Annotated in this window: 10 protein-coding genes; 6 read left to right on the top strand and 4 right to left on the bottom strand. The window is 68.7% G+C overall.

The window, feature by feature from the left end; translation table 11 throughout:
* Positions 1-42 precede the first annotated feature (42 nt).
* Together OG892_RS37980 and OG892_RS37975 are read left to right on the top strand one after the other, a co-directional pair.
* A complete protein-coding gene (locus OG892_RS37980; RefSeq protein ID WP_371631451.1) occupies positions 43-969 on the top strand; it encodes an NAD-dependent protein deacetylase in 927 nt (308 codons plus the stop codon).
* Entirely contained in the window at positions 969-1,352 is a 384-nt protein-coding gene (locus tag OG892_RS37975; protein ID WP_328864275.1) for a hypothetical protein, read from the top strand. The genes OG892_RS37980 and OG892_RS37975 overlap by 1 nt, the downstream gene beginning before the upstream one ends.
* Positions 1,353-1,374: 22 nt before the next feature.
* On the opposite strand, the gene OG892_RS37970 is transcribed toward OG892_RS37975, so the two are convergent.
* Positions 1,375-1,824, bottom strand: a complete 450-nt coding sequence (locus OG892_RS37970) for a spore-associated protein (protein ID WP_327341064.1) — start codon at positions 1,822-1,824, stop codon at positions 1,375-1,377.
* 303 nt (positions 1,825-2,127) lie between these two features.
* Between OG892_RS37970 and OG892_RS37965 the strand changes: the two genes are divergently transcribed.
* The 3 genes from OG892_RS37965 to OG892_RS37955 all read left to right on the top strand — a co-directional run bounded on the left by OG892_RS37965 (position 2,128) and on the right by OG892_RS37955 (position 5,242).
* Positions 2,128-3,012 (top strand): GH25 family lysozyme, encoded by an 885-nt coding sequence (locus OG892_RS37965; RefSeq protein WP_073733921.1) that lies wholly within the window; start codon positions 2,128-2,130, stop codon positions 3,010-3,012.
* 106 nt (positions 3,013-3,118) lie between these two features.
* Positions 3,119-4,261, top strand: coding sequence for a glycoside hydrolase family 3 N-terminal domain-containing protein (locus OG892_RS37960; protein ID WP_371631450.1), 1,143 nt, complete (start codon positions 3,119-3,121; stop codon positions 4,259-4,261).
* Between the two features lie 171 nt (positions 4,262-4,432).
* On the top strand, positions 4,433-5,242 hold the full coding sequence (locus tag OG892_RS37955) for an acyltransferase (protein WP_073733923.1): 810 nt from the start codon (positions 4,433-4,435) through the stop codon (positions 5,240-5,242).
* Between the two features lie 104 nt (positions 5,243-5,346).
* Here the strand turns inward: OG892_RS37955 and OG892_RS37950 are convergent, their stop codons facing one another.
* The 3 genes from OG892_RS37950 to OG892_RS37940 are packed head-to-tail and all read right to left on the bottom strand — an operon-like array spanning position 5,347 to position 8,675.
* Positions 5,347-6,387, bottom strand: coding sequence for an NAD-dependent epimerase/dehydratase family protein (locus OG892_RS37950; RefSeq protein ID WP_328864279.1), 1,041 nt, complete (start codon positions 6,385-6,387; stop codon positions 5,347-5,349).
* A 29-nt stretch (positions 6,388-6,416) separates the two neighbouring features.
* Positions 6,417-7,133 carry a 2-C-methyl-D-erythritol 4-phosphate cytidylyltransferase gene (locus tag OG892_RS37945; protein WP_371631449.1) on the bottom strand — a complete coding sequence of 239 codons (717 nt, stop codon included), beginning with the start codon at positions 7,131-7,133 and terminating at the stop codon, positions 6,417-6,419.
* Positions 7,134-7,136: 3 nt separating this feature from the next.
* Positions 7,137-8,675, bottom strand: a complete 1,539-nt coding sequence (locus tag OG892_RS37940; RefSeq protein WP_242436578.1) for a CDP-glycerol glycerophosphotransferase family protein — start codon at positions 8,673-8,675, stop codon at positions 7,137-7,139.
* Between the two features lie 591 nt (positions 8,676-9,266).
* Between OG892_RS37940 and OG892_RS37935 the strand changes: the two genes are divergently transcribed.
* Complete coding sequence (locus OG892_RS37935; protein WP_371631448.1) at positions 9,267-11,510, top strand: MMPL family transporter; 2,244 nt, start codon at positions 9,267-9,269, stop codon at positions 11,508-11,510.
* Positions 11,511-11,514: the final 4 nt, after the last annotated feature.

The following is an 11,514-nucleotide window of genomic DNA, read 5'->3' as shown; positions in this document are numbered from 1 at the left end:
GGCGCGGGCGGGCGGACGCGGCCGGTTACGTACTCTTGAGGCATGCGCATGCGCCCCACTCTGAGCTGGGCCCCCACAGAGGACCTGCCGCCCGCCACCACCGACCTGGAGCCGGTCACCGATGCGCTGGGCGCCGGCGGTGTGCTGGTGCTCAGCGGGGCCGGAATCTCCACCGAATCGGGCATCCCCGACTACCGGGGCGAGGGCGGGAGCCTGAGCCGGCACACCCCGATGACCTACCAGGACTTCACGGCGAGCGTCCAGGCCCGGCGCCGGTACTGGGCCCGCAGCCATCTCGGCTGGCGCACCTTCGGCCGCGCCCGGCCCAACGCCGGGCACCGGGCAGTGGCCGCGTTCGGGCGGCAGGGCCTGCTCTCGGGGGTGATCACCCAGAACGTCGACGGTCTGCACCAGGCCGCCGGGAGCGAGGACGCGGTGGAACTCCACGGCAGCCTGGACCGGGTCGTCTGCCTCTCCTGCGGCACGATCGGCTCGCGCCGCGACCTCGCGCGGCGGCTGGAGGAGGCCAACCCGGGCTTCCGGCCGGTGGCCGCCGCGATCAACCCGGACGGCGATGCCGACCTCACCGACGAGCAGGTCGGGGACTTCCACGTGGTGCCCTGCGCGGTCTGCGGCGGCATCCTCAAACCGGATGTGGTGTTCTTCGGCGAGGCCGTGCCGGCCCGCCGGGTCGCACACTGCCGCGAACTGGTCGCAGCGGCGTCCTCGCTGCTGGTCCTGGGCTCTTCGCTGACGGTGATGTCCGGGCTCCGGTTCGTCCGGCAGGCGGCCCAGGCCGGAGTGCCGGTGCTGATCGTCAACCGGGACCCGACCCGGGGCGACCGGCACGCCGTCACCCGCGTCGCGCTCCCGCTGGGAACGGCCCTCACCGCGGTGGCCGGCCGGCTGGGCGTCCCCGTCGAGGACGCCGCGGCGGCACCTCGCGAACCCGCTGTCGAAGGAGACTGATGTCCCGGACGAGCCGTTCCCCCTTCCTCCTCGCCGGGCTGATGGCCGGAGCCGGAGCCCTCCACCTGGCGGTGCCGAAGGTGTTCGACGGGACCGTTCCGAGGATCCTGCCCGGTTCGCCGCGTGCGTGGACGTACGGGAGCGGGGTGGTCGAGTTCGCGCTCGCCGCCGGACTGGTCCACCCCAGGACGCGCCCGATCGCGGCCCGTGCGACGGCCGGGTTCTTCGTCGCCGTCTTTCCCGCCAACGTCCAGATGGCCCTCGACGCGCGGCACTCCCCCGCCGTGCCGAGGGCCGCGGCCCTCGGCCGGTTGCCCCTGCAGATTCCCCTGGTCATGTGGGCCCGCAAGGTCGCCCGTGCCGAGGGCGCTTCACCTCACTGATACCGCCCGGCGGTGCGCCGGGTCAGCGGACTTCGGTGACCCGGTGCTCCTTGAGCTTCGCGCAGTTGGAGTTGTCCACCGACACGTACACGTTGCCGATGCTGCCGCTCCAACTCACACAGTGGCCCTTGCCGTAGACGTACGCGGGCCCGGCGTACGAGGTGTAGTTGCCATCGTCACCGGCCCACTCGTCGGTGTCGGAGACGTAGATGGACGCGGACATGGCCTTGGCCGTGCCCGGGTTGGCGCGGATGGTCGCGACGCAGTTCTTGCCGTTCGCGGAGTTGTACGTCAGGTAGACGGTGCCCTGCGAGCCGATGGGCGCCGAGTTCACGGTCTTGTAGGCGCTGCCGCAGACCCCCTGCGGTGTGACGTTGGGCGCGGCCGAGGCGGTCGTGCTCAGTACGACGGTGGCGCCCAGCGTCAGCGTGGCCAACGCTCCGACAGTCGCGACATTACGTACGCTTCGCATATATCCCCCTTGTGGTTCCGAGAGCGGATTACTCCCACTTGATGTGACCCTCGAACGACAAGGATGGTTGTGCCGGATGCACCCCGAGATGCCAAAGAGCCCGCACCCGGCACCACTTGGAGAAAGTTCCGCCGGAGCCGTTCCGTTTCCGCAGCTCACCGGAGCGCGAAGAGGTCTATACCACTAATGAATCGGAAAACTATTTACCAGCCGCATCCCCCTGTGGCTCACTGTGTCGTGTTCGCGTCATGTGGACGCGCGTAGATCCTCTGCCTCTCTCCCCCCACCAAGCAGGAGGAATCCATGCTTCCCCGCCGTCTCTCCCTCACATCCGCGCAGCGCAGACTCTCCGTGGCCGGTGTCCTCGGCGTGAGCGCCGCGCTGACGCTCAGCCTGATGTCGGGCACCGCCGCCTCGGCGCCGCTGCCCTCCGACAGCACCGTGCCACTGGGCAAGGGCTACATGGGCGTGGGCTACGTCCAGGACAGCAAGGACTTCAAGCCGGACACCCGGCAGCTGGGCCTCGAAGCGACACCTGACGCGAACCTCCTGGCGAACCCTGTGGGGATGGACGTCTCCAGTTACCAGGGCAGCATCAACTGGACCTCGGTCCGGGGCGCGGGCATCGAGTTCGCCTGGATGAAGGCGACCGAGGGCACCACGTACAAGGACCCGACGTTCAGCACCAACTACCTGGGCGCCTACAACGCCGGGGTGATCCGGGGCGCGTACCACTACGGGCGGCCCGACGTGTCCGGTGGCGCGGCGCAGGCGAACTTCTTCGCCGACAACGGTGGCGCCTGGTCCCGCGACAACCTGACGCTCCCCGGCGTACTGGACATCGAGGGCACCTGCTACGGCAAGACGCCCGCCGCGATGCAGTCCTGGATCCTCGACTTCTACAACACGTACAAGGCCCGCACCGGCCGCGACGTCGTCATCTACACCAGCCCGAGCTGGTGGAACTCGTGCACCGGCGGCTGGAGCGGCATGTCCGCCAGGAGTCCGCTGTGGGTGGCCCACTGGACGTCCGCGGGCAGCCCGAGCATCCCGACGGGCTTCCCCTTCTGGACCGTCTGGCAGTACTCGTCGACCGGCTCGGTGAGCGGGATCTCCGGCAACGTCGACCGCGACCGCTTCAGCGGTGACCGCTCCCGCCTGCTGGCCCTGGCCAACAACACGCCGTGACAGCGGGCCCCGGGGTGCGGTGACCGCAGGAACGGTGACCGCACCCCGGGGCCGGCCACGGCGCGACCGGCACCGGGCGCAACGACATTTCGCGAAGGAGAGATTCATGAGCTCGACACCACGCCCCCTCAGCAGGCGCGGCGCTCTGCTCGCCGGAACGGCGGCCGTGGCCGGCGGGCTGGGGCTGGCGGGCCGTACGGAAGCGGCCGTACGCGTGCCGGAGGGTGCACGCTCCCCCTTCGCCGCACTGACCCCGGCGCAGCGCGCCGGGCAGTGCGTCATCCACTCCTACCCCGGGCTCACGCCTCCGGCCCGGCTGATGGACGCGATCAGCGAGGGGCGTACGGCCGGGGTCATCTTCTTCACCGAGAACATCAAGAGCCTGAGCCAGATCGAGGGTGTCATCCAGGAGATGAACGCGGCGCACGCCGACGCCCCGGTGAGTGCCCCGCTGCTCCTGATGACCGACCAGGAGGGCGGCCTGGTGCGCCGCCTGCCCGGTGAGCCGGTGTGGTCCGCGAAGGACGTCGGTGCCTCGACGGATCCGCAGGGGCAGGCGGAGTTCACCGGGAGCGGGGCGGGCATGAACCTGGCGGGCGTCGGAATGAACGTCAACCTGGCGCCCGTGCTCGACGTGTACCGCACGCCGGGCGACTTCACCGACCAGTACGAGCGGTCCTACAGCGAGGACCCGGATGCGGTGGCGTCCTGCGGCTCGGCCTTCATCACCGCACAGCAGGCCGCGGGGGTGGCGGCCACCGCCAAGCATTTCCCCGGGCTCGGCCCCGCCTCCGCGAACCAGAACACCGACCTGGGCCCCGTCACCCTCACCACGTCGGCGGCCACCCTCCGGGGCGTCGACGAGGCGCCCTACCGGGCGGCGGTCTCCGCCGGGACCAAGCTCGTCATGCTGTCCTGGGCCGTCTACCCGGCACTGGACGCGGACCGGCCCGCAGGCCTGTCCCCCACCGTGATCGGCGAGTTGCGGAACCGGCTCGGCTTCCGGGGCGTGACCGTCACCGACGCGCTGGAGGCCGGGGCCCTCAAGGCCTACGGCTCCACCGCGAAGCGCAGCGTGCTGGCCGCCGCGGCCGGTATGGACCTGATCCTGTGCTCGGCCCGGGACGCCGCCCAGGGGGACGCCGCGGTGACCGCCCTGAGCGAGGCGCTGACGGCGGGCACCCTCGACGGGGCCGCCTTCGACGCGGGCGTGAAGCGCGTCAACGCACTCCGCGGCGGCCTGGCCTGAGCCCTGGGTACGGCGGCCGGCAGCACGGCCGCTATCGGTTCGATCACGCCAAGGTCCGGCCAAGAGCCAGTAATACAGTCACCTGATAGCTTAGGCCGAATCGCAGGCCGGAACGGAGGTACGAGGGGCAGGTCCGACCCTGACCCGGGCAAGGACACCCCTCAGATCACGATGCTGCAAGTACACAAGCTTGAGCGCTACAAGGACGATCAGGGAAACGAGATCGTCTATGACGGCGAGATCCGTGACGCCAAGATCGACATCCGGTTCAAGGGATCGAACAACAGGCTCGTCATCAGCCCCAAGGCTGACGTCAAGGACCTGCTCGTCACCTTCACCGGGGACAACGGCCAGATCGACATCGAGCAGACCACGAAGAAGCGCGCCGGTCTCCGCTTCGAGCTGCGCTGCGGGCACGAGTCCCGGATCCGGATCGGCGAGAACGTGGGCTGTGCCGGCCGCACCTTCCTCTCCGCCGTCGAGGGCGTCTCCGTGACGATCGGGGCCGATGTGATGTTCGCCAAGAACATCGAGGTACGCGGCGACGACACCCACCCGATCTTCGACGTGCACACCGAGAAGCGGGCGAACCCGTCGCAGTCGATCGTGGTGGGCGAGCACGTCTGGATCGCGAAGCACGCGGTCGTGATGGGCGGCGTCACCATCGGCAACGGCTCGGTGATCGGCTTCCGTTCGATCGTCACCTCGTCCATACCCAACAACTGCATCGCGGTGGGAGCACCGGCGCGGGTGGTACGGCGGGACATCGCCTGGGAGCGTCCCGAGGTCGTTTCGCGCCGCCCGAACGAGCAGTACCCGCGCAAGGGCGAGAAGTCCGAGCAGTACTGGAATCCCACGGTCGAGGACGACGTCCCGGCGAAGCCGGTGATCCGCCAGCAGCCCAAGGCGCAGCGGCGGGGAGCGGCCCGGATCCTTCCGGCTCCGGTGCGACGGCTCGCCAAGAAGTTCCGCTCCGCCTGAGGCGCCCGCCTGCGGCGCTCGGGTGACAGCGCGCGAAACGGCCTCGGGCCCGGACTTCCGTCCGGGCCCGAGGCCGTTTCGCGTGCGAGCGGGGTCCGATTCCGCTACTGGGCCGAGACGCTCGACTCCAGATGCGTCACCATGCGGTTCAGCCCGGTCGGCAGATCGACCACCGGGCTCCAGCCGAGTGCGGAGAGCCGCGCACTGTCCAGGCCCTGCTTCTTGGTCAGGCTGTAGGCGCGCGCGTCGGACTCGTTGGTGAACCGGAGCTGCTGCCCGCGCTCCGGGCGCACCTCGGTGAACAGCTCGGCCAGCCGTCGGATCGAGACCAGCCCGGCCGGGTCCGCGACGTTGTAGGCCACCTCGTCGCCACGGAGCAGGGCGTAGAACAGACCCGCGATGGCGTCGGCCACGTAGGTGTAGGTCCGTACGCCGGAACCGTCGCTGTTGAGCACGATGTCCTTGCCGGCCACCACGTTCGCGGCGAAGTCGGCCTGCACGCGCCCGTCGTCGAGCGCCATCCCCGGACCGTAGACGTGACCGAACCGGACAGCGCGGCTGTCGATGCCGTACTGCGCCTGGTAGGTCGCGCAGATCGTTTCGGCGGCGCGCTTGCCCTCGGCGTAGCAGGCCCTCGGGTTGAGGATGTCGAAGCCGCCGTAGCTCTGCTCGTCGATCAGCTCGGTCTCCGGGGCCTGAGCCCCGTAGACCTCCGCGGAGGACATCAGGACGAATCCGCGGCTGGCCTTCTCGACACAGAGGTCGAGCAGGTTGAAGGTGCCGAGCAGATTCGCCTTGATCGTCATGACCGGCTGGCTGCCGTGCAGGGCGGGGCGTGCCGCGCTCGCACCGTGGATCACGTAGTCGACCGGGCCGGGCAGTTCGAGCGGGACGGACACGTCCTGGACGACCAGGTTGAAGTCCGGGCGGTCCAGCACGTCCGCGAGCAGCCGCCTGGCCTTCTCCTCGTTGCGCACCAGGCCGTGCACGGTGATGCCCGCGCCGTGCCGGTCGTTCAGTGCGAGCAGCGTGTAGACGACGTACGACGGCAGCATGCCGCTCGCGCCGGTGACCAGCACGGTGCGGCCGGACAGCTCGCTCCACGGCAGGTCGCGGTCAAGGATCTCGTCGAGGTCGTGCGCCACGACCGGACTGGAAACAGTGGTCAATGGAATCACGTACCTACGATCTGCTGGTTTTCGAGGATCTCGAAGAACGTCCGGCACAGGTAGAAGTCCTCGGACGTCGTGATCTTGATGTTCGAGCGGGGGCCGACGACCCGGTAGATCTTGCGCCCGTAGCGGTGCATGAGGGAGCAGGAGTCGATGGTGTCGTGCTCGCCCTCCTCGACCGCCCGGTCGTACAGCGAGAGGATCTCGCCGAGCCGGAAGCTCTGCGGGGCCTGTGCGGCGTAGATGTGGTCGCGCGGGATCACGTCGTCGATGTGCTCGTACTCACTCGACACCACGGTCTCGTTGAACTTGGTGCAGGTGATGGCCGAGCCGTGCTCGCGGACCGTCTCGATGTTGGCGGAGATCAACTTGGCGTCGATCAGCGGCCGCACGCCGTCGTGCACCAGCACGACGGTGTCGTCGGGGCACTCCGCGGCGACGGTCCTGAGCGCGTTGTGCCGCGACTCCTGACCGGTCCGGCCACCGTCGATGACCCACTTGACCTTCTGGATCTCGTACCGCTTGAGGAGCTTCTCCATCAGTTCGCGGTACTCGGGGAGTATCGCGATGGCTATGGCGTCTATCTCCGGGTGCGCCTCGAAGTGCTCAAGGGTGTGGATGATGATCGGCTTGCCGTGGATCTCCAGGAACTGCTTCGGGAGAGCACGGCTGTTCATCCTCGACCCGATGCCGCCGGCGAAAAGCAGGGCAACGTTCACAGGTCATTCCTCCGACTGGTCGCTGAGCGGCTGGTCGCCCACCGCGGTGTTGTCCGGGACGGTGTCCAGCCACTGGTGCTGACCGCCCGTTTCGCGGCCTCCGTGATCTCCGACCACAAGCCAGTCGATCACGCGGTCCGCCGAGTTGGTGTCGACGTAGTCGAAGTTCTCCCGCCGGAACTCCTCGACCTTCGAGAGGTCGAAGTCCTCGTCCTGCAAGGCCTTGAGCAGGTCGTCGAAGGTCACGCAGATCGTGCCGGGGGCGACGCTGTCGTAGTCGCGGTGGAACCCGCGGATCACCGAGTACGTGTCCTTGTCGTACGCGTAGAACAGGATCGGCTTGTCGAGCAGCGTGTACTCGTAGATGACCGACGAGTAGTCGGTGACCAGCACGTCGGTCACGTGCAGCAGGTCGTTGGTGTCGGGGAACGACGCGAAGTCGACCAGCCGGTCCGAGTACTCCTCGGGGATCGGCGGGGCCTCCGAGATGAAGTGGTGCATCCGGAAGAGCACGACGTACTTGTCGCCGCAGACCTCGTGGAGCTTCTCGAAGTCGATGCGGTCGTAGTCGTAGTGCGCGTCGCTGATGCTCTTCCCGCGGAAGGTCGGCGCGAACAGCACGATCTTCTTGCCCCGGAACTGCGGGTAGGCGGCGAAGAAGTCGTCCGTGACCTTCTGGGAGTGCTCCTCGTTGAGGAACGTGTCGATGCGGGGAAGACCGGTCGGCACGACCGCCGACTCCTCGACGCCGAACGCCTCGGCGTACACCGGCACCAGGTGCTTGGACCCGGTGATGACGTAGGTGTACTTGCGGTGGGCGTTGGACAGCTTCGGCGAACCGTACTTCCCGAACCGGCTGTAGCCGACCGCCTTGAAACCGCTGCCCGCGTGCCAGAGCTGGATTATCTTGGTTTCCGGCGAAATGGTCAGGTTTCCGAGAAGCCCGAAGTAGTCGTCCATCAGCACGGTGTCCGACGTGGCGAGCCGATAGATCAGGCGGAGCGTGCTCCACTTGTTCGCCGTCGACGGTATTCGGAACGAGTGGCTGAACTTGTACTTCTTGTCGAGGTCCCGCTCGATCATCCGGTCGTGGACACGTGCCAGGTTGCCGCCGAGGCCGGTGCGCATTTCGGAGGCGAAGAGAATCTTGTTCCCACGCGGCGGATTCAGACGGCGAGCGGCCCAGTAGAAACGGTTGGCGAGCTTGCGTCGCCGGGCCCGCGGCAGCACCTTCAGTGCTATTCGCTTGCCCATGGGCTTCTTCGTCTTGCTCTTCTTGCCGCCACCCGCACCGCGGAACAACTGGTACGTCCGCATGAGGAACTCGGGGCTCTCGTCATCGTCGGAAAGACCGAACGAGATCACGTACACCGAGCGATTGCGGTCGTAGAGGAAGACACGGGAACTGACGTCGAGCTGTTCCGTCGCCTTGAGGTCGAACGTGGCCCCCGGCAGGCGCTCGTCACCGAGCACCGGAACGATCCGCCACGTGCCGTTGGGCACTTGGCGCCGGTTCTCGAAGTTGGTGACGTTGATATCCAAGCGGTGCTGTTCGGCGCCGATTTGCCGAGAGTTAACCGGGAATTCGCGCCCGTTGTCAACAATCAGGAAGCTGAGAGCACTAGCATCTCCAGTAAAGTCGGTGACCTCCACAACGAGACTGAGGTGCACACGCTCCCAGGAAATCGTCGCTATTGAGCAACGCGCCATCGTCGTCCTTCCAATTTGTGAACCGTTACGCCTTCTACGAGGCATGTGCGACGGCCACAGAGCCTGCCAGCGCCAGGTGAGACGATTGCCGGAGCATAGCTTACCGAGTCACACGAGCCCCAAGTCGAGACGGGGGCCCGTCACCGGGGGCTGCGGTCGAGCGCGCCCTTGGGCCCTCCCGCAGAACGTGAACCGGCCGGAGCCAGGAGCGCCGGTAAGCCTGTCCGCCACTCCATACAAAGCCCCGTCGAACCGGGTGGGCCTGTGGTGCGCACGTACTAGGACGCGTGAGTGGCTGGTCCGGTTGCACCAGAAGAGGACAGCGTCTCGGGACGATGACCGGCGGGGCGCCGGAGGGAAGTGTGGAAGGCGCGCTCAACATGCGCGTTCCCCTTGCCTCTCGGTGTCTGGAGTGATCGAAAAGTGGCGATAATTCTCTACCGGATCGGACGGTGGGCCTTCCGACGGCGCCGGCTGGTGACCGGTCTGTGGCTGAGCACCCTGGTACTGGCCGGGATCGCCGCCGCCGTGGCGCCGGCGGGGCAGGAGGAGGACCTCTCCATGCCCGGGACCGAATCTCAGAAGGCGTTCGACCTACTGAACGAGCGCTTCCCCGGGAGCAATTCCCAGGGCGCGGAGGCCCGGCTGGTCTTCCGGGCCCCGGACGGACAGCGGGTGACGGCCGGGGAGAACAAGGCGGCCGTCGAGGAGGCGCTCGACTCGCTGGGCGGGGGCGGTCAGGTCTCGTCGGCCACCGACCCCTACCGGAGCGGCGCCGTCAGCGAGAACGGCACCATCGCCTACTCCACCGTCAGTTACACCGCGGCCGCCGTCGATCTGACCGAGTCCGCCAGGAACGCCCTCCAGGACGCCGCAGAGCGGGCACGGGAGGCGGGGCTGACCGTGGAGACCGGCGGCTCGGCCCTGGATTCCGAGGAGGAACCCGGCGGTACGACGGAGATCATCGGCGTCGCGGTGGCGGCGGTGGTATTGGTCCTCGCCCTCGGATCGCCGGCCGCGGCCGGACTGTCGCTGCTGACCGCCTTCATCGGCGTGGCCATCTCCTTCGGCCTGGTCTCCGCGCTGGCCGTACCGCTCGGCCTGAGCTCCACCGTCGCCATCCTCGCGCTGATGCTGGGGCTGGCCGTCGGCATCGACTACGCGCTCTTCATCACCTCCCGCTTCCGCGAGGAGCGCGCCCGGGGAGCCGAGCCGGAGGAGGCCGCGGGCCGGGCGGTGGGCACGGCCGGATCCGCCGTCGTCTTTGCGGGCGCGACCGTCTTCATCGCCCTGGCCGCGCTGGGGGTCGTCGGGATCCCCGAACTCACCAGGATGGGGATGGGCGGTGCGGGCGCCGTGGGCCTTGCCGTGCTCGTCGCCCTGACCCTGGTTCCCGCGCTGTTCGGCTTCTTCGGCCATCGGGTACTGCCCCGCGCCGCCCGCAGGGCCCTCCGGCCGGGAAGCGGGCGCCGTCCGGTGCCCGTCGCCGCCGGCCGGGCCGGTCTCGGCACCCGCTGGGCGCGGTTCGTGCTGCGCCGGCCGGTGGCCGTGCTGGTGGTCGCCGGACTCGGTCTGGGCGCGGTCGCCCTGCCGGTGCTGAGCCTTGAGCTCGGGCTGCCGGGGGACGAGTCCAAGTCGGTGCGGACCACCGAGCGCCGCGCCTACGACCTGCTGTCGGAGGGCTTCGGCCCCGGCTTCAACGGCCCGCTGACCGTGGTCGTGGACACCCAGGACTCCCAGGTCACCCGGGCCACCACGGACCGGGTGGCCAAGACCCTGCGAGCCGTGGACGGGGTCGCGTCGGTCGGTGATCCGGTCCTCAGCAAGAACGCGGACACGGCCGTCCTCACCGCCGTACCCCGGACAGCGCCGAACAGCGACGCGACCAAGGACCTGGTGCACGAGATCCGGGACGCGGTCTCCGGCGTCGGGGCCGGTACGGACGCCCGCGTCCTGGTGACGGGCACCACCGCGCTGAACATCGACATCTCCGAGGCCATGGCCGACGCCCTCCTCCCCTATCTGGCGGTGGTGATCGGCCTGGCGGTACTCCTGTTGCTGGTGGTCTTCCGCTCCGTACTGGTCCCGGTCAAGGCAGCGCTCGGATTCCTGCTCTCGGTGGGTGCGGCCTTCGGCGTCCTCGTCGCCGTCTTCCAGTGGGGATGGGCCGCGGACCTGATCGGTATCGAGCAGACCGGCCCCGTCATGTCGCTGATGCCGATCCTCATCATCGGGATCGTGTTCGGCCTCGCCATGGACTACGAGGTCTTCCTCCTCAGCCGGATGCGGGAGGCCCATGTCCACGGCGCTTCCCCCGGCGAGGCGATCGTCAACGGCTTCCGGCACAGCGGTCGGGTGGTGGCCGCGGCGGCGGTCATCATGATCAGCGTGTTCGCCGGGTTCATCGGGATGAGCAGCCCGACCATCCAGACGATGGGCGTCGGCCTGGCCGCCGCCGTCCTCTTCGACGCCTTCGTGGTGCGGATGGCGATCGTGCCCGCCGTACTGGCGCTGCTCGGGGACCGGGCCTGGTGGCTGCCCCGTATTCTGAACCGTGTGCTGCCGAACGTGGATGTCGAGGGTGAGGCACTGAACAGTCACGCACCGGCCCCTGCGAGCGGGCCGGACGCGCCGGCCGGGCGGCGGCTTCCCGCCGGCCGGGGCTGAGCCG

Source organism: Streptomyces sp. NBC_00341 (assembly GCF_041435055.1).
Classification (GTDB): domain Bacteria; phylum Actinomycetota; class Actinomycetes; order Streptomycetales; family Streptomycetaceae; genus Streptomyces.
This window is presented reverse-complemented; position numbering and strand designations above follow the sequence as displayed.